13 protein-coding genes are annotated in these 19,914 nt (G+C 46.3%); 11 read left to right on the top strand and 2 right to left on the bottom strand.

Annotated elements, in window-relative coordinates; genetic code table 11:
- The first annotated feature begins 83 nt into the window (after positions 1-83).
- The 5 genes from NYP69_RS05510 (at position 84) to rplA (ending at position 4,521) form a co-directional block, all read left to right on the top strand.
- On the top strand, positions 84-1,478 hold the full coding sequence (locus tag NYP69_RS05510; protein ID WP_473410724.1) for an NCS2 family permease: 1,395 nt from the start codon (positions 84-86) through the stop codon (positions 1,476-1,478).
- A 438-nt stretch (positions 1,479-1,916) separates the two neighbouring features.
- A complete protein-coding gene (rplJ, locus tag NYP69_RS05515) occupies positions 1,917-2,438 on the top strand; it encodes a 50S ribosomal protein L10 (protein ID WP_473410725.1) in 522 nt (173 codons plus the stop codon).
- A gap of 96 nt (positions 2,439-2,534) precedes the next feature.
- On the top strand, positions 2,535-2,918 hold the full coding sequence (gene rplL, locus NYP69_RS05520) for a 50S ribosomal protein L7/L12 (RefSeq protein WP_004112006.1): 384 nt from the start codon (positions 2,535-2,537) through the stop codon (positions 2,916-2,918).
- A gap of 460 nt (positions 2,919-3,378) precedes the next feature.
- A complete protein-coding gene (gene rplK, locus NYP69_RS05525) occupies positions 3,379-3,810 on the top strand; it encodes a 50S ribosomal protein L11 (RefSeq protein ID WP_004112010.1) in 432 nt (143 codons plus the stop codon).
- 15 nt (positions 3,811-3,825) lie between these two features.
- Positions 3,826-4,521: a 50S ribosomal protein L1 gene (gene rplA, locus NYP69_RS05530; RefSeq protein WP_004118314.1), complete on the top strand. Its 696-nt coding sequence runs from the start codon at positions 3,826-3,828 to the stop codon at positions 4,519-4,521.
- Positions 4,522-4,793: 272 nt separating this feature from the next.
- On the opposite strand, the gene NYP69_RS05535 is transcribed toward rplA, so the two are convergent.
- Both NYP69_RS05535 and NYP69_RS05540 read right to left on the bottom strand, forming a co-directional pair.
- A complete protein-coding gene (locus NYP69_RS05535) occupies positions 4,794-5,900 on the bottom strand; it encodes a helix-turn-helix domain-containing protein (RefSeq protein ID WP_473413014.1) in 1,107 nt (368 codons plus the stop codon).
- Positions 5,901-5,908: 8 nt separating this feature from the next.
- A complete protein-coding gene (locus NYP69_RS05540) occupies positions 5,909-7,978 on the bottom strand; it encodes a DUF6020 family protein (protein ID WP_473413015.1) in 2,070 nt (689 codons plus the stop codon).
- Positions 7,979-8,388: 410 nt separating this feature from the next.
- Between NYP69_RS05540 and NYP69_RS05545 the strand changes: the two genes are divergently transcribed.
- The 6 genes from NYP69_RS05545 (at position 8,389) to NYP69_RS05570 (ending at position 19,897) form a co-directional block, all read left to right on the top strand.
- Positions 8,389-10,839 carry a hypothetical protein gene (locus NYP69_RS05545; RefSeq protein WP_473413016.1) on the top strand — a complete coding sequence of 817 codons (2,451 nt, stop codon included), beginning with the start codon at positions 8,389-8,391 and terminating at the stop codon, positions 10,837-10,839.
- Between the two features lie 272 nt (positions 10,840-11,111).
- A complete protein-coding gene (locus tag NYP69_RS05550) occupies positions 11,112-12,875 on the top strand; it encodes a SpaH/EbpB family LPXTG-anchored major pilin (protein WP_473410728.1) in 1,764 nt (587 codons plus the stop codon).
- A gap of 369 nt (positions 12,876-13,244) precedes the next feature.
- The gene (locus NYP69_RS05555) at positions 13,245-14,132 is read left to right on the top strand and encodes a class C sortase (RefSeq protein ID WP_473410729.1); all 888 of its coding nucleotides are present in this window, start codon (positions 13,245-13,247) and stop codon (positions 14,130-14,132) included.
- Positions 14,133-14,330: 198 nt separating this feature from the next.
- Entirely contained in the window at positions 14,331-15,827 is a 1,497-nt protein-coding gene (locus NYP69_RS05560; protein ID WP_473413017.1) for an FHA domain-containing protein, read from the top strand.
- Positions 15,828-15,845: 18 nt separating this feature from the next.
- Complete coding sequence (locus tag NYP69_RS05565; protein ID WP_473410731.1) at positions 15,846-19,697, top strand: helicase; 3,852 nt, start codon at positions 15,846-15,848, stop codon at positions 19,695-19,697.
- Positions 19,694-19,897, top strand: coding sequence for a hypothetical protein (locus tag NYP69_RS05570; protein WP_004131677.1), 204 nt, complete (start codon positions 19,694-19,696; stop codon positions 19,895-19,897). Before NYP69_RS05565 ends, NYP69_RS05570 begins: the two co-directional genes overlap by 4 nt.
- The last annotated feature ends 17 nt before the right edge of the window (positions 19,898-19,914 follow it).

Genomic DNA, 19,914 nt, shown 5'->3' on the forward strand with positions numbered 1-19,914 from the left:
GTAATTGCGTCCGCGATTGCTCAAGTGCTATCGCCACGCTTTTTATGGTCTTTTGCGCTGTAAAACCAAGGAACAGAGAGTTTATGGAAAAGTTCTTCCATCTCAAAGAAAACGGCACGAATGTATCAACGGAGATCACTGCAGGTCTCACTACATTCTTTGCAATGTCGTACATTATTGTTGTAAACCCAATGATTTTAAGCCAAACTGGCATGCCTAAGGGTGGCGTTTTCCTCGCTACAATCATCGCAGCAATTATTGGCACGCTTGTTATGGGCTTGTTTGCTAACGTGCCTTACGCTCAAGCTGCTGGCATGGGTCTTAACGCATTCTTCACATACACAGTGTGCTTTGGCTTGCATTTTACGTGGCAAGAAGCCATGTGTATGGTGTTCTTGTGCGGTTTAATTAACATTATTATTACCGTTACTAAGATTCGTAAGATGATTATTCGTGCCATCCCAACTTCGTTGCAACACGCGATTGGTGGTGGCATTGGTTTATTCGTTGCATACGTTGGTATGATGAGCGTTGGCTTAATCACCTTTACTTCCAAAGATCCTGCAGCCGCCGCTAAGAGTAAGCCAACCGCTGCTATTCCAGGTCTTGCGGTTATGAACAATCCTATTTTGTGGCTATTCCTTATTGGACTTGTTTTGGCTATTGTTCTTACTGTTCTTAAGGTTCGCGCAAGCTTGCTTATTACGATTATTGTAACCTCTTTGATTGGTATTCCGCTTGGCTTAACTTCGCTAAATAATGCCGTTTCTGTTACGGATGCTTTTGCCCAGCTTCCAACCACCTTTGGTGCTATTTTTGGCCCGCAAGGTTTCCCTGCTCTCTTCTCTAATCCAGCACGCATTCCGCTTGTTTTGGTAACTATTTTCGCCTTCTCTATGTCGGATACTTTCGACACTTTGGGAACGTTTATTGGAACAGGCCGCAGAACTGGCATTTTCTCGGAGGCAGATGAGAAGGCTTTGGAAAACGGCTCTGGCTTTAGCTCCAAGATGGATCGTGCGCTGTTTGCTGATTCGATTGCAACTTCGGTTGGCGCAATTTGCGGTACTTCTAACACAACTACTTACGTTGAGTCTGCTGCTGGTATTGGTGCTGGTGGCCGCACTGGTTTGACTTCTGTAGTTGTTTCCGTGTGCTTTGCGCTTTCGATTGTTCTTGCGCCATTTGCTAGCGCTGTTCCTGCTGCTGCTACGGCTGGCGTGCTTGTAGTTGTAGGCTGCATGATGGCAAGCTCGTTAAAGGAGATTGCTTGGGACGATATTTCCGAAGCTATTCCTGCGTTCTTCGCTGCCGTGTTTATGGCGTTCTCTTACTCGATTTCTTACGGCATTGCTGCTGGATTCATCATGTACTGCTTAGTTATGACTTGCAAGAAGCGTGCTAAAGACGTTCATCCAATGCTTTGGATTGTTTCGCTTTTGTTCATTCTTGACTTTGTTGCTAACGCAGTTTTGTAAATCGAATAGTTAGATATTAGTTAAGTTAGATATTAGTTAGATATTAATTTAATTAATTATTTTAAGAGCGTATTTGATGCGTACGGTTGCTTGCGATTTTTCCGCGTGAGTTTGTGATAAGTCGCCAGCAACCGCGCGTGTTGAGTACGCTCTTAAATAATCCTAAATAAAAATAAATTATAAAGTTTGCGAAAAAATATTGACATTGTCGCGCGTGGGTATTAAACTTGCCCAACGTAAACCACAGACCGTTGGTGGAGTCGCAAGATTCCTGAAAATGATGTGTCATGCCAGCACAGGTTGAGCAGTGATTGTTGCGATTTATTTGCGATTTTTCACAAACTTTTTAACACTATGTGTTTTTTGGATGCTCTGCCGTGCGCAGGGCTTTTTTGATATGTTATTTCCATTCCAGCGGCCAATTTAGGAAGGAACGCCATGAAGAGGCTCGAAAAGGAAGCGGTAGTTGCAGAGCTTACGGATTTGTTCCGTAACGCCGACGCTGTCTACCTTACCGAGTACCGCGGGCTTACAGTTCCGCAGATTTCTTCTCTGCGCGAAAAGCTAGGCCGCGATACTTCCTACTCTGTGGCTAAGAATACGCTTGCTCGCATTGCCGCTAAGGAAGCGGGCATTGAAGGTCTTGATGAGCTTCTTGCTGGCCCAACTGCAATCACCTTTGTAAAGGGTGATTTCATTGAGGCTGCTAAGACCTTGCGTGATTTTGCCAAAGAGAATAAGACCCTCGTCATTAAGGGCGGTTTCGCAGATGGAACCGTTTACGATGCCGAAGGCGCCAAGCAGCTGGCAGACCTCAAGTCTCGCCCAGAATTGCTTTCCGAGATGGCTGGCGCGCTCAAGGGCACCATGTCCAAGGCCGCCTACCTGTTCAACGCTTTGCCAACCAAGGCAGTGCGTACTATCGACGCTTTGCGCGAGAAGCAGGAAAAGGCCGCTTGATTCCCTTGCAGCTTGCTGCATGAGACCAAAAAATAATAAAAATGTTATGGCTCTAAGGCACAAGGTGTGTCTGGCCAAGTAAGAAAGGAAGCCATTATGGCTAAGCTCACTAGCGAAGAGCTTCTTGAAGCTTTCGGTGAAATGACCCTCGTCGAGCTTTCTGAGTTCGTCAAGGCCTTTGAAGAGAAGTTCGATGTTGAGGCTGCTGCTCCTGTAGCTGCTGTTGCTGCTGCTCCAGCCGCTGCTGCTGGCGCTGCTGAGGAAGAGAAGGACGAGTTTGACGTTGTCCTCGCTTCTGCAGGCGCTCAGAAGGTTGCCGTCATCAAGGCTGTTAAGGCTTTGACTGGCCTCGGCTTGAAGGAAGCTAAGGACATTGTTGACAATGCTCCAAAGCCAGTCCTCGAGAAGGCTAAGAAGGAAGATGCCGACAAGGCTAAGGCTGCTCTTGAAGAAGCCGGCGCAACTGTTGAACTTAAGTAGTTCTAGGCTCTTTTGTTAACGCGAGCGGCTGGTTGCTAGCGTGATTTGTTAATGCGCTAGTCGCGAATGCGTTTTGAATGCGGCAAGGTTTTTGTGGTTATCACGAATTCCTTGCCGCTTTTCGCTTCGACCTGCTTTTTCGCTTAAAGCGTAGCGCGAAAAAGCAATTCGGAGCGCTGAGCCGCTCAAACGTAAAGTCCAGTGGACTTTACGTGCGGCGAAGACGTTAGCGCGCTTAGACCGCGCTAACGACAAAAACACCAAAATTCAGTACAATCACACTACATCTTGTGTCACCAAATCGTCGCGGCAAAGTGGCATAATAGGAAAGCTTGTGACTGGAGGAGTAATCCGCTAGCACAGCACAGCAATATAAGTTGCGGGAGGATCCTTAAAACGGCTTAATATCAACGTTTTAGGGCGCCGATTTAACCGCTTCAAAAGAAAGAAGAACCATATTATGGCTCCAAAAAAGAAAGTCTCTGCGCTTATTAAGCTCGAGATTCAGGCTGGTAAAGCAAATCCAGCCCCACCACTGGGTCCTGCATTAGGCTCCCACGGCGTAAACATCATGGACTTCTGCAAGGCCTATAACGACCAGACGAAGGACAAGATGGGTCAGATCGTTCCAGTAGAAATTACTGTTTACGAAGATCGTTCCTTTACATTTATTCTTAAGACTCCACCAGCTGCTGCTTTGTTGCTTAAGGCTGCTGGCATTCCTAAGGGCACCGAGAACCCATTGACCCACAAGGTTGGTTCTGTAACCAAGGCTCAGGTGCGCGAAATCGCCGAAATCAAGATGCCAGATCTTTCTGCACGAGATGTTGAAGCTGGTATGAAGATTATCGCGGGCACTGCTCGCTCGATGGGTATTACCGTTACCGACTGAAAGTGAGTGGAAAAAATGGTGAAGCGTTCTAAGAAGTATCGTGAAGCGGCTGAGAAGATCGACCGCAACAACCTTTACACCCCAGCTGAGGCTATTGCTTTGCTTAAGAGTATGCCAAAGCACGCTTTCGACGAGTCTGCTGAGGCTGTTATGCGCCTTAATGTGGATCCTCGCAAGGCGGATCAGTTGGTTCGTGGCGTTGTGAACTTGCCTAATGGCACTGGTAAAACCGCTAAGGTTTTGGTGTTTGCTCGTGGCCCAAAGGCTACTGAGGCTCAAGAAGCTGGCGCAGACATTGTTGGCGATGACGAGCTTATCGAGAAGGTTGCCGGTGGCTTCCTTGACTTCGATGCCGTTGTTGCAACCCCAGACATGATGGGCAAGGTTGGTCGCCTTGGTCGTGTGCTTGGTCCTCGTAGCTTGATGCCAAATCCTAAGACTGGCACCGTTACAATGGATGTTGCAAAGGCTGTTGCCGATATTAAGGGTGGTAAGATTGAGTTCCGCGTTGATCGTCAGGGCAATCTTTCCTTCCTGTTTGGCAAGCTTTCCTTCGACGATAAGGCTCTTGAAGAGAACTTCAAGGCTGTTGCCGATGAGATTCGCCGCTTGAAGCCTACAACCATCAAGGGTCGTTACATCACTAAGGTAACGATTACCTCTACAATGGCTCCTGGCGTTCCAGTGGATATTGCAAGCATTGCTGCGTGATTTTTAGCTAAGCATAGCTGAGTAATTTTATTAGCGCTGAAAATAGTGTGTTCTTTTATAGAGCACGTTGTTTTCGGCGCTTTTGTTTTTATATTCTTTTTCAAACAGCGTCACCAAGCAAGGTAGAGATTCGAGATTTTTCGCACTGAATGAGATGTTTCGTTCGCGCGGTCTAAGCGCGCGAACGTCTTCGCCGCGCGTAAAGTCCACTGGACTTTACGCTTAAGCGGCTCAGCGCTCCGAAGTGCCTTCGCACGCTACGCTCTAAGTGCTCAGGCAGGTCGTCGCGCAGAATCGCGGATGCGCCCAATCGTAATCGCAGTTTGTAAAACGTACGCCTCTCTAGGGTCAGTGGCGTCCCAGCCTGTTGTTTGCGCAACTTTGCGCAAGCGGTATCGTATTGTGTTTGGATGCACGTTAAGATTGTGCGAAGTTTGATCCAGTGCGCCGCCAAATCGCAAGAAAGCGTCGACTGTTTGCAAAGTCGGGTCGTCTGGGTTGTACGGCGCCAAGCTTTGATACACCTTAGTGTATAAGGTTTCTACGGCGGTTTCATCACCTATAAGTGCGCGCTCTGGAAGAACGTCGTCGCAGCGGATTATTTGCGGCAAATGCGTTACAGACGGCGCAACGGCAAGCGCTGCAAGTGTTGCTGTGATTTCTTTGCATATTTTTTGCGCGCCGACTACAACTTCGCTTATGCAAACGGGTTTTCCCGACTTTGCAAACACTTCGCACATCTTGTTTAATGCTGTTGGATTTGGGTTTTCTCTTAGCGCAAGAATGATTATGTGCGAAGGCGCTGCATCTTTGCGCGAGACGCTTTCTTGCGATTTTCCGCCGATTTTCCACGTTTTTGCACGCGCGCTAATGGCGTCTAGCTGCACGCTGTCAACTATCGCATCGTATGCGCCGCATGCGCCGAGTTGCGTCCATATTGCGCGTCTTAAAGAGTCTGTGTTGTTTTGCGCAATGTGCGCGCCTGCGTTTTGCGGTGTTGGATTTGGGTTGTCGTCGTTTGAGTTCGATTCCGTTTTATACGTGCCTGCAATCGCCACGAATCGCGTATTTTCTTGCCATTGCAAGAGGTGCATTAGCGCGCTTACGCGACTATCTGCAATGCCGTTCATAAGGCACGTTCCGATTAGCGCGTGCAATCGCAAGCGAGTTGCCGCGTCAAAAATTTTGCCGTCTCGAATGTCAAAAATTCCGAGTGCATCTTCGCTTTTTGGAGCGCATGGCATTGGCGTAAAGCTTGGTGTGGAACTTGGTGTAAAGCCTTGTGCGCTAGATTCTTCGGCAGATTCGCACGCCTCGCTGCGTGCGTTATCTGGATTTACGCCTGTAAGAATTGTAAGAAAGTCAGCGTTTTCGTCCATTCACTCCCTCAATTCTTGTGCGAATCCTCGTGTGTATTGTTGTGCGAATCCTCGCTCGTACTATCATGCACCAAATCGCAATTTATTTTATCACTTTGACGGCATGTATTACGGCATGAGCTGCAAACGCTATCCCTTACAAACATTAGAACCGTAAAGAAGAACACAAACGCAATCGGCAGCATGTGTCGCTCAAAATTGTTTGCAGGAGCCAACACCATTACGCCCATTAAAAGCGCAAGAGGCGCGTGCAAAACCAGCGTTTTCCACCTGCGCAATGTTATTTCGGCAACGCCAATAAGCAACGTTGCAACAACATACAAGTTTCCGTGAATAATCCACCCAAGAATCGGCGTATTGCTCCATGCTTCCACGCTGCTCGATACAGCGCCACGCCACTCGGGCAGCCAGTAGCGAATCCACTCAGAATTCTTTATATTCTCGGTGTTTACGTAGTATTCGGGGCCAACATAAGGCACGTCTAGAATGTCGAAGTAGCCGTACGACTTTGCTAGCAGCGCATCCGTTGCAACAATCGGGCTGTGTGTAATCATAAGCAACCATGCGTGATTAAACTTTTTCATGTTGTCTTTTGTAATATAACGCCAACGGTAGCTCACTTTTTTAGACTGCAAGCCAGAAGATTTTACAGGGTCCGCGTCTTGAGGAGTGTACGCTTCTGCAGTTTGACTAAGATTGAAAATTGGCGATATTGCGCGCTTTGCTGCATGCGGTATGCTTTTGGGGTCTAGCTTTGCGATTCTGGCGATTTGCTGAAGCTGCACTCCGCGGCTTTCGATTGGATCACCATTTATAATAGCGCCGCTAGAAATCGCAAGCATAATCGCGCCGTGTATAAGAATTGTTGGTAGCAGAATGCACAAAACCCATATTTTCCAACGTTTTCTGCTAGATATAATCATCAACACAAATTGAATTGCAAGAATGTACCACGCGTATTTTGCAGCAATCAGCATAATGCACACGCTGATTATCAACTCGACGACTGTGTGTGCGGCTGGCTTTTGCTTGAAATCAAGGCAATTAAGCTCGTACATTATTCCAAACCACCACACAAATGCAAACGCAAACAGCGGCGATTTTGTAAGCGAAATTGTTGAAAATACTACGAGTGGGCTGAATAAAAATGTGATTATTACGGCGGCGCGCAAGGCGATTGGTGTTGTTTGGATTGATGCTGTTGCACATGGCGCGTGTCCAGCTTGCGATTCGCCTGTTTTAGCACTAGCCCACGGTGTGTTTAAGAATCGGTTTGCGGTTGCAGCGCAACAAAATGCCGCGAGCACAAATTGCATAACGGCAAGTAACACGATTCCTGCGTCGTTCGACTCTGTAAAATAGCGCGATATTGCGGCTGTAGCGCCGTAAATGAGCGTTAAAACAATGTTGTGCTGGTCGCTTAAGTACGTTGGTTTTGCGGGCCAAAGGTAGTGCGCCGTAGGGTAAATGTCTGCTGGAACAAAGCTAAAGAAGCCAATGTATGGCTGTTTTAGGCCAGTTACTTGATTCCACGCCCAGCTGTATTCGCGGATTTGCGAGCAAATGTCGGCTCCGTATGCGGCGAGCAGCGTTACGGGCGCCCACAGCCAGCCGATAATCAGTGTTAGAAAAATGTTTCGTTTGCGGCAGGTTGAGTGGTAAAAACACCACTTTAGGGCGCGTTTTGCGTTAAAAAATGCGGCGCGTAGGGTTGTGGCGATTTTTAATTTCGATTGTTTTGTTTTTGATTTTTCTGGCGATAATTCTGCTTGCGATAATTCTGGCGATAATTCTGCTTGCGATAATTCTGGCGATGATTCTGCGCGCATAAATCTTACGATTTTTGGCATAACTCCGTTTTTGCCAAAATAAATAAGAACCCTCAAAATCGCGTAATATGCGCAAAATGCGATTATAAAAATCAGCGCATTTAGCCAATTAAAATCTGTTAAAGATCCTTGTGCGCGGTAGATTACGCCCAGACTTGTGCAGGTTGCAAGAAAGATACATGTAAAAACGATTAGCGAGTTTGCGGCGATTTTGCTTGCCGCGTTTATGCTCGTGTTAATGCGTTTCATGTTCCACCTAATGCTTGTGTTTTGTTTGGTCTGTGTTTTTCTTGCACTCTAATTATACCCGCTATACTTCGCTCCAACCTGCCTTCGCGCAAACTCTGGAAAAGTTGACGGTGTTTGTACCAAATTTGGCTTAAATCGCGTACAAAGTCGGGAAAATAACTCCGCATTTTGTACCATATTTGACCTAATTCACGTACAAAATGCGGGAAAGCTGACGGGTTCTGTATTGAGTTTACGGTGTGTTGCGCGCGGATCGCACTTGATATTTTCATAAGGGGGGGGGGGTATATTATTAAAGGCTTATGATAAGTGCCCATTTACTGGCCGTAGTTAGCAGATGATTATTTAATCTGTAAGTTTTGCATTTTGATTTGCAAGCTTAGTAAATACGCGGAGAGGGAGGTGTGCCGATGCGTAATTTACATTGCAGTGGCCATTTCCTTCGATTATTGCGCTCAATTTGCGCTAAAACAGCGTGCGCTCGCCGCGCGATTGTTGCGCTTTTTGTTGTTGTTGCTACTATTATTGCCACTTTTATGATTATGCCATCTGCCTCTATGGGCGCTAGCCAGCAGGGCGAGCCTAAACAGGCGCAAACTCAAACCGAAAAGCCTGAGAATAAGACTGCGGAAACTGCTGGAGCGCCTGCAAAAAACGGATCCGCTGCACAAGGCGATGCTGCTGCAAAGGGCGATGCTGAAGAATCTAAGACTGAAGAATCTAAGACTGTAGACCCTAACAATTCGCAAACTCCTTCCAAGCAAGGCGGCTCTAATGCGGACCACGCCCAAAACGTTGACTCAACGAAGAAGCAGCAAAACAGTGATGTAGAAGGCGTAAACAAGAGCCTTAATAAAGACACTGCCGCTGCTAAAGACGCTGAAAAATCCGCTAAAAAAGATGAGGCTGCAAATAAATTGCGTCTGCAAAAGCGTGAGCTGGGCAACACTCGCGCTGCCGCTGGCAAAGTTGAGCTTCCAGCAGAGTGCATAGACAAAGGGAAAAATACCTTATCTTCATGTTATAAGATTGAATACTATAATGGTCGGTCTATTGTTAAAAGTAATAATCCTATTGAAGTAAAACGTGGTAGTGATATAACTATTACTCCAGAATTCAAATTCAGGTTTGGTAAAAAACAAAAAACCACTGTGCCAGAAAACGTGTGGTTTACGTTGGAAAAAGATGGTGAAGATCCTGTACCAAGTTGGGCGAATTTTGAAAAAGATAGTGGTGCCACTAAAGTTCAGGATACTGAAAATCAAAAAGATTTTAGCGGTTCTGTTACGTTGCGCCCAGGCAAATGGGATCGAGGTAGTCATAAATTCAAAATTGGCATATACCACCCTGCTGATATAAAAGGTAAAAAAATTTATGTAAATGTAAAAATTGCCAGATCTGTTAGTGGTGATTTAACACTTAATGTTTACAATCATGAGGATTCTGATTCAACGCGTTCAGAAATAAACGATAAAACTGGAATAACTTTTGAATCAGGCGAAGATGGCAAATATAGCGAAATTACACCTATCTTTATTGATTCTCAATTCAAAAAAGAGCCTGGTTTTATTTATCATCATATGATTTGCCATAAAGATGGTAGTGATGGTAGTGGTGATTCTAATGAAAATTACACGGTAGATAAAGTTAACGGCTTGAGCTTAAGCGCTAAAAATAGCAACTCAGGCATACAGACTCAGTTCAAGCATGTGGAAAATAATAAGCCTTCAACTGGTGCAGATGCTTACGCTGTGTATGAAAAAGGGGATGACAGTATTACTGAGCGTTCCCAAAGCTGGATTACTGGCAAGCCGCAGGCACAAAGTGATGGAACTTTTGAGTGCAAAGTGTTTGCTGTTAAGGATACTAAGTTAATTCACATCAGGAATCAATACGTACCTAAGGAAGTAAAAGATTCTTCGGTGTCAGACGAATTCAGCAGTAAAATTAAAGATAAAAAATCTATTGCGCAATTGTTTGCTAATCCAGAAAGCAATATGGTTGATAGTAGTTTGTGGACTAATAGCAACGATATTACAAAAACCATCGACTGGGATTATAAGACCATTAAGATTGTTTTTAAGTCGAAGAAAAAGAAGCAGCTTGAGGTTAAAGATGGAGATCTTAAGCTGAACGTGTATCCGTTTAAGAGCAATAATTCTGGCTCTGGTGGCGCTTCTTCGGCGTTGGCGGATGGTGACACTGTTTCTGTTATGAAGGGAATAGAGCTTAAGCCGTTTATTGAAGCTACGTCTAAGGCGGATTCCACAAAACAAATTAAGCTTAAAATGTTGTGCTCGAAGGGTGAGAAGCCGCAAAAAACTAACGCATGCGCTGCAGGCGGCGCAAGTAACGCATCCAAAACAGGCGCTGCAGATTTTGAGTATACAAAATGGGTAGATCCAAGCAACCTTGGCTTTAGTTTCCCAGATGACAAGGCTCAAAAACCATGTACTTCAAACGAAGGCGAGCAGTCTTGCACGCCTGATGGATCCACTACCAAGTTTGCTGCTAGAACTAACGCAAGCGCTACGTTTATGTCAACGGAAGATGGCTATTACAGGTGCGTTGTGTATGCGCTTAAGCCAGATGCGCTTACTAAATTCAATGCAGTTACTACAGCAACGCCAGACACATTATCCACTGCCTTTGCGGGTCTAAAAGCCGACAAAGACTATGCGCAATCAGCCGTTTACATTCACGTGACCAAAGATTTTACTTTGCCGCAGACGGGCGGTCAGAATTGGAACTTGCAGCTGGGCGCTGTAGCTGCCGTTATGGTGAGCGTGCTCGCTGCTGGATTTGTTATAAGTCAAAGTGAAGCATGCAGAAAGCTGCTTTACGAAAGGCGGCGATGCTAATGTGAAAGCTGCCTACGTAATCAAGTTGTGCGCGCGTATTAGTGCAGTGCGCGTAGCAAAAATAAAAACATAATTAGATTAACTAAACCAAGATATTTCAACAAGATATTCCAGGTAGTCAAAAAACAAAACAAACACACAAACACAAACAAGTATCGAGTAAGTACGTAAACAAGTGCTAAATCGGTACTCAAACAAACACACAGTAACAAACACAAAAACAAAACAACTTAACTCAACTGCTTTTAGAAGCATAGAGTAAAGGAGATAATATGAATAAACTAACAAAAAAGTGCGTTGCGGCGATTGCGTCGCTCGCGATGGCTGGCACGCTGTGCGTTGCTGGCGCTGTGACTATGGCCAGCGTTGCGTGGGGTGTTCCACATCCTGGGGTGCCCCAACCACATGCCGATAACTCTCCGTGGGGTACGAAACAAGATAAAACAGGTACATTAACGATTAACAAGTTTAAGTACGCAGATACTGTAGATGGCGAGGGTCACCACAAGGGCGCTGCTCTTACTGGCGCAACGTTTACTCTTAAAAAGGTTACCAAGATTGATAACGTTGATCTTAAATACGATGAGTTTAGCACTTGGTCCAAGATTGCTGGCATAGTCGGTGCGCTGAATCGTGGTGATGAGGCTAGCGCAAATCTTACATTTGACGATAATACAAGTCCTACGTCTACTGTAAGTGAAAACGTTACAACTTTCTCAAAACTCCCAGAGGGCTTGTACAAGGTTGTTGAAACGCCTCCTGCAGGCTATGGTGCTGCGGATATGACCGAGTTCTACATAACAATGCCTTTGATTGAGACGAAGGTTGAGAATGGCGCTACGACCACCACTTACAACTGGAATCCAACAATCAACCCAAAGAACAAGGATATTTCTAAGACGTTTACCAAGAAGCTAGACGACGGTAAAGATCACAACTCTGTTCTTGCAAAAGATAAGACGCTTTACTACACGATTAGCGCTTCTGTAAACCGTACCAAGTCTGGCACTTTGAGCGCAGATGATCTTAATGGATTTGCTGTGTTTGATGATTTTCCTACTGCTGCATTTGCGTCACCAACGGATGCCAGCAGCGCTGTTGAGTCTGTGAAGATTGGCGATGGTGATAGTGCTACTGAACTAACTAAGAATACTGACTACAACGTTTCTATCGTGAAAGCTAGCTCTGAAGCCGACGGCAAGAATCTTAAATCTGGTCGAAATCGCATCTTAGTTAAGTTCACCGACGCTGGTTTGAAGAAAATTGCTGAAAAGCTGAATGACGTTACCAACGGCCAAGACCCTAAGGTAAACGTTGCTATTAAGCTCGATCTTAGTGATACTTACCAGAACGGTAATGCTCCTACCGACACAACTTCAACAGAGCAAAACGGCAAGAACGAAGTCGTAAATAAGTCTGGTTACTTCCAAGCAAGTCCTAAGGGCACACCAGATGCAAATAAGCCAGACCCAATCGTGTCTGGCGATGATGACGGCGGTACTTCTAAAGTCAAGTATGGCTGGTTCGACGTGTTCAAGTACGATGCTGCAGACGAAGACAAGCAAACCAAGACTGGCCTTAAGGGTGCTGAGTTCAGACTTTTCAACACTGAAGAGAAAGCGAACGCTTGCGCTAAGAAACTTGTTGATGCAAGTAAGACTGCAGATGATGTCACCGAATGCAGCGCTGCTTCTTCTACGTTTAAGGGCGAAGAGGCTACAACTCAAGAAACTACTGGTAAATTGAAGGCGGCTGTTAAGGTTCAAGCTGGCACAAACATTTACCTTGTTGAGGTTAAAGCTCCAAATGACTACATGCGCTTGCCAGAAGTTAAGGCTGTGAATGTAGAAGAAGGCAAGCTCAAGATTGTTGACTTCTCTAACACAAAGAAGAACACATTTGGTACATGGTTCAACCTTCCTGCAACTGGTGCTACTGGCGTGATTATTTTCGCGCTTGCTGGCATGGGCTTGATTGCAGCTAGCGTGTTCCTCTACATGCGCAATCGCAAGGAAGAGGAGCAGGCAAAAGCCTGATGCGCTTAGATAACCAGCGTTGATTAAACGTTCGGTTTAGCGTTAAAAAGATTTAGGCACTTTGTACCAGAAGACACGCCGCAGCGTTTGAAACAAAATGCATTGAGTATTTTGTTTCTACGCTGGCGTGTCCTGGTACAAAGTGCTCTAATCTTTTTGCCCGCTATGCAGATTGCGCAAATACGCCAAACTAGGTAGAGATTCGAGATTTTTCGCCGCTATCGAGGCGTATCGTTAGCGCGGTCTAAGCGCGCTAACGTCTTCGCCACGCAGAAGCAGTGCTTCTGCCTTGAGTGGCTCAGCGAATCGAAGTGCATTCGCGCGCCACGCTTTAAGCGCTCATGCAAGTCGATTCGCATTGGAGGAGGAATGAAGGCTAAGAAAAAGAAAAGCCCTTTGCGTCGAGCGCTAGAGCCAGTGGTCTTGGCAGTCGCCGCAATCCTATGTTTTACGTACCCAGTGGCATCTACTCTTTGGAACAATCATGCTTCGAAGCAGCTTTCTGCAATTTACGACAAGCTTAGTCGCGAGCAGCCTAAAGATGCGCGTGCAATTAGCTTAGAAAAGGCTCGCCGCTATAACGCGCATCGCAGCGCGATTTTTACGGCGGATCCGTATAACGGAACGGAAGATTTTAAGAAAACGCCCGAGTATAAAAAGTACAGTAGCGTGCTGGATGAGCCAATGGGCATTATGGGAATCGTAAAAATCCCAAAGATTGGCGTTAAGCTGCCGATTTATCACGGCAGTTCGCAGGATGTTTTAGCGTACGGAGCTGGTCACTTGTATGGCACGGATTTGCCAGTAGGCGGCAAAAACAGGCATTCGGTTATTACGGCGCACACGGGCTTGCCACATGCCACTATGTTTGACGACTTAATTTATCTTAAAAAAGGCGATTTTTTCTATTTGGATATTCAAGGCGAAACCTTAAGATACAAGGTGTTTCGCATTAGCGTTGTAGAACCTAACGACATCAGCTTGTTGCAGCGAGAAAAAGGGCGCGATTTGGTTACTTTGCTTACTTGCACGCCGTACGGTGTGAACTCGCAAAGGCTGCTGGTAACGGGGTATCGCGTGCTGCCAGATCTTGTTAAGGCGCCAGACGACAAGTTGCAGTGGCCGCTTTGGATGACGCTGTTTGTTATTGCGCTTGTTGGGTGCGCGGTGATTCTTGCGACTATGGTTGTTGCAGATGCTAAAAGAAAGCGCGGAAAGCTTGATTTACACGCTAAGCATTTATCGATTCTTGCTTAAATCTGCTTTATTTTCCGCTTTTTGTACCATATTTGACCCAAATCACGTACAAAAAGCGGAAATAGTCGACGCATTTTGTACCATATTTTACCCAAATCACGTACATTTTCGGGAAAGATTGCGCAATCGCCATTAGCGCAATATACACAAAGCATGACACAATAGTGTGTAGTGTGTTTTTTGAAGGGAGCAGGTTCCGTGAGTGTTCAACAAACCTTGCAGCGCTGGATGATTACGGTAGGTGGAGTGGAGCAGGCACGCGTTGGTGCGGGTCGGTCTGTAGAAATTGGCAGGAAGCCTATACGCCCTTTGCGTGAAGATGGTTTTATGCGTGTAGACGTTGTAGACAATAAGCGCTCTATGTCTAAAAGGCACGCGCTTTTTATTGTTGATGCGAGCGGCGCGGCTACTATTCGCGATTTAAACTCTACAAACGGAACTTACTTGGTTAGCGAAAGCGGTGATTTGCTGCGACTAGACCCAGGCGGTGATTTTCACATGCCAGACAGCATTGTTCGCATGCAATTTGGCGACGTTCCAGTTGATTTTGTGCGCATTGAAGAAAAAGCGCCGCAAGGAAGCGATGCGAGTGCGCAGCCAGTGCGCGATTTATTCTCTTATGCTCCAGATAATGATATTAAGGAGCCAGATGCGGCGGATTTGTCGGTAGATGATATTCTTGACATTCGCGCTGGTGAGCCAACGGGCGTGTTTCATGCGCAGTCGGTTTCTAGGCCTGATTTGGTTTGGGATAGTCAAAAGCGGCTTAATGATGCTGCTGCTGCAGATGATCTTGGTAGTGCTTCGGCGGCGGATGCTGGTGCTGATTCGGATGATAATTCAACTTCGGCTGCGACTTCTGCTGTAACTGCCGCTGAGTCTTCAAGTGTTGAGCCTTCAAGCGTTGCGGATGTTGCAAATGTTGCGGATGGTGCAAGCGTTCTAGATGTTGCAAGCGTTGTAGAAAGCGTTGCAGAGCAAATTAAGCCTGTTATTGCAGGTCAAGTTGTTTTGCCTGTTGTTAGAGATGAGTTTGCTTCCCCTGTGGAACCGCGCAATTTATTTGACGATGCTGCTAATAATGATGCTGTAAACACTGATGCTGCTAGCGATTCGTATAATAATGATTTGTCGAATAGCGATTTGTCGAATAGCAACTATGCAACAAATAGTCAAAATGTAGAATCTCAAGCGGATTCTAAAGAAGATTATAAAGAGGATTTGCAAGCAAGCGTTCAATCAGATCTGCAAGATGTTGCTCAAGATCAAAGTGTTGCTCAAAATTATGCCCAAGAAGAAGTGCAATACAATGATTCTGCAGATGCTGTTAATAGCGTTAATGATGCAAACGATGTAAGTGATGCAAGCGCTACCATAGCAAACGATTCCGCACAATTTACACCAGCTTTTGAGCCAGGATCTGTGTTTGAAAAAGTCTCAAATGGCGAATTTAGCGCTCGCAAAGAAGTTGTTTCCGCTGGAGGATTTACATCGGAAGAAGCGCAAAAAACAGACGATTTTGCTGAGCAATTTGAAATGGCAAAGTACCAAGAGTTGCTGCCATTCTTGGCAATGAACACAAATTTGTACGACGATTTGTACGCGTGGCTTTCGGCTCAAGGGAATGCAGACGTGGATCAAGCGTTGGCGCAAAATAGCGGATACAGCGCGTATCGCAATGCAATCGGCTTGTAAACAAGGGAGTTGAGTAGTATGAGCGATAATCAAAATGACTTTATGCACAGCCAGCAAGGCAAGGCAAGTCAGTTAAGCCAGCAAAATCAGCAAAATCTTTCAGATAAGCCAGATAAGCCAGATAAGCCAGGCCAGGCTGCGCCTAGCCAATCTGCACAATCTTTGCGCGCCGAGAAACTCGAGCGCATGAACAAATGGCATGAAAAATACAAGTCGCAGCTTGCTCCTTCTCCGCTAGAAGACATAACAAAACTTTGTGCGCAACTAGAGTTAACTCACGCGCATCCTTCGGGAATCGCCCAGCTTTTTGCCAGTGGAAAGGCCGCTCTTCAAGCGCTTTTCCGCGATTCGGGAATGCTGCGCGCGGCAGGTAGAAGGCTAGACAGAGTTTTTGAAGACAGAGACAACAAGGCGCACGAAAATGGCGTTTCGGAGCTTTCGCTTGTTGTTGGAGTTGCGTCTTGGAGCGGAAATCATGTGCCAGTTTTAACATACCCAGTACGCGTTTTGCGAGAAGCTGGAAAAGACGAGACGGCTGCAACGATTTACTTTTCGGGAAACGTTCGCCTAAACCACGCTCTTGTTCTTAGATTGCAAGAAAGAGGCGTACACCTTAGCGAAGAAGCGCTTTTTGATGGCTCAAACTACCAGAGCGGCACGCCAGAAACATCCGCAGTTTTTGACGCGATTTGTGCTGCTGCGCAAAGAGTCTTCCCAGATTTCGACATTGAGCGAGATATTGTGCTCGGTTGTTTTACGGACTCGGGATCTAGATTCTTAGCAGAAAGCGGCCAGATTTTGCGCGCGCTTAAGCTGGGGAACGTTGGAAATACAATGATTGACGCGATTGCGGGAGATGATATTGCCGTTGAATCGCTGGGTGCAAAAGCTACTTCCGACTATTCTCCACTAGATGCAGACCCACACTACGAATACGAAGTTGGCGACGTTAGTAACGCTGTGCGATACGCTGCAGGAATGGCGGCAAATGGCGCTTCTTTGGCAATAGACGCAGACGCTGGATGCGATTCCGCTTTAATCGCAGCTGCAATTTCTTCGCGCTGCGTTCTTGCAGGAAAGTCCGTTTTGTACGTTCCAAACGTTATGGAGCAGCAGCGCCGATTCCGCCACGCTCTTAGCGCAAACGAGATTTCTTCTCTTTCTCTAGACGTTTCGGATTCGCATCTTGCAAAGCACGTTGATGCGCAGCTTATAGCGGCAGTTGGGTCTCGCCAAAGCGTTGCTTCTAGCCGATTTGAGCAAGTTTGCGACGAGCTTGTTGGTGTTAAAACGCGATTAAACCGCTACTTGGGAGATTTGCACGGAGTAAACGAGCGATGGGGTGTCTCCGCTTATCAGACTATGCAAAATCTTGCAGGAATCGCCATGCTGCCTACTCATCCTTGCACGCATGTTCGTCTTAGTGTAGATGCTGCGCGCTCGCTTTCTGGTCATTTAGACGAGTGGGCGCAAAAGCTGCACGAGGCAGATTCTCTTGGTGAATTTACTACTAATGCCGAAGATACGCCGTGGTTTGGTGCTTCGCTGTTTAGCGAGAACGAGGCTGTAACAGTGTATCAGCGCGTTGTAGACGTTCTTACAAAGCTTTTGCCAGCCGCGCGCGAGCACGTTAAGTCAACTGTGCAAAATTGCGGTTTCCCTATTCCTTCTACGGCGCGAGAATGGGGTAGGCAGGTTACGGTTCTAAAGAATCTTCGCCGCGTTTTAGACGTTTTCCAGCCAGATATTTTTGAGCGCGATCTTAACGCAATGATTGAAGCGAGCAAGCCGAAGGCTGTTCGCAAGCGCGAAGGCACACCAATGGGCTTTTGGGAGCGCAGGCATCATATTAAAGAAGCGCGCAGCCTTTTGCGTGTTGGTGCAAAGGTAGACGATCTTCACGAAGCGTTAAAGATTGTTGCCGCGCAAGCTGCGCAATGGCGTACTTTTGTGCCTCATGGCGGTTGGCCAGTATTGCCTCCTAAGCTAGACGAAATCGTTAGCACGCAGGAGCTTTTAGATCGTAATCTTGTAGCGCTTAACGCTGTGCTTTCCACAACGCGACTTGGTGCAGACCTTGAAAACATTGAGTTTACTAAGCTTGACGAGCGCTTACAAGCTTTGCACGATAGTCGCGAATCCTTAGATACGCTACCAGGTAGGTGTGTTATTGAGCGTGAATTGCGCGGCGTTGGTTTAGAAGATCTTGTTTGCGACTTGCGTAGGCGTAAAGTTACGGGCCAGGCCTTAGATGGCGAGCTTCATCTAGCTTGGTGGACTACCGTTTTTGAAGATATTGTTAATTCTTCCGAGATTATATCTAATCAAGACGGTTCCGCGTTGCAAGACGCTTCTGATCGTTTTGTTCAAGTAGACACAGAGCATGTGCGTTCTGTAGGACCAATGGTTCAGCAAGAAGCACTTAAAAAGCTTTGCGACTTGCTTTTTGCGCGTTCTCAAGAGGCAAATCAGCTTCACACTGCTCTTGCAAGCAATGGTTCGGGTGTAACTTTTGCTAAGTTGATGAACTCTTACCCAGATTTGCTGCTTGCTGCTAAGCCGATTCTGGTTGCAATGCCGTCTACTTTAACTATGATGACTGAGTTTAAGCCGATTGTAGACGTTGTAATCATTGATTCTGCAGAGCATATTAACAACATTGAGCTGCTTAGCATTCTTGCGCGCGCACGCCAAGCCGTTGTTATTGCGCACAAGCAAACTGTTAGCTCGCAAAGCGTAAGTGACCTTATTAGTGTTTTGCCTACTATTTGCGTTAAGTCGCGAGCAACCAGGCGATCCACGTATCTTGCTGATTTCCTTGAAAATCATGGCTACGGATTGCTTAGACACGATGTTCCTGTAGAAAAAATGCAAGGCAAGGTTAAGCTTCATCAAGTAGAAGCCGCTGGCGTTCCAGTTATGGCAACGGGTCTTATTGAAAGCAGCCAGCGCGAGATTGATGAAGTTGTGTCTTTGATTAAGCAGCGCGCTAAGACTTTTAGCATTGTTCCTTCTAGCTACGTGCTTGCAGTTGTGACTCTTACAAGCGTGTTTAGAAACAGGCTTGGTGCGGAGCTTAAGGCGTTGGCTGTTAAAGACGAAAATATGGGTAGATTCCTTAGGCATGTTCGACTTGTAAGCGTAAATGAGGCTGTTGGAGCAGCTGCAACGGATGTTATTCTTTCGCTTTGCTATGCAAAAACTTCTCATGGCAGACTTTTGCAACAATTTGGCGTTTTGGAAGAAGAAGGCGGAAAGTCCATGCTTCTTGACTCCTTGGCTTTGGCTCGCAGAAATCTGGACATTGTTTGCGCATTTAAGTCTAGCGATATGGAAGATGATCGTTTGCATCAAGACGGACCTAAGCTTCTTAAGGATTTGCTTATTTGGGCAGAGGCTTTGGGCGATAATCCAGTAGATGCAGTAGATGCAGCGGCTGCTGGCGATTCTAGCGATGCTGGAGATGCTGGAGACGAGGGTAGCGAGGTCGAGCCTACTAAATCGCAAGCTGCTGGCGATTTTTCCGCAAACGGCTTTAGCAACGTTTTGTTTGCTGATCTGGCAGAACGAATTCGCTCTCGCGGCCTTAATGTTGCAGTGAACTACGGTTTTAGTGAAGATCATAGCATTCCTCTTGTTGTTGGCTTGCCAAATAAGCCGTTTGCTTTGGCTGTTCTAACAGACGATGCGCGTTTTATGAGCATTGAGTCCACTCGTGAGCGCAATCGCGTACTAGCTCAAGATTTGGAATATCTTGGCTGGTCGGTTATGAACGTTTGGAGCGTTGGAGCATTCGTTAATCCCGAAAAAGAAGTTGAGCGGATTGTTTCTAGAATTGGCGAGCTTTATAAAAGCGGCGAGCAGCAATGAGTGAATACAACGCTAATCGCAGGTGTTCTAGGGGTCATTCGCGCGTGGTTCGTAAAGGTTCGGAGCTTTTCGACGCGGATGGCGTAAAACAAGAGCCAGGTGATGCTCAAACGATTGAGCAGCGCGCAAAAGACGACGATAATCGTATTCTTGGCGAGCTTCCTCCGCATTGGGCGGTTTTTAGCGAACGAGGTAGATAAACTTTGCATAGTTGCTG

Source organism: Gardnerella sp. c17Ua_118 (genome assembly GCF_055804255.1).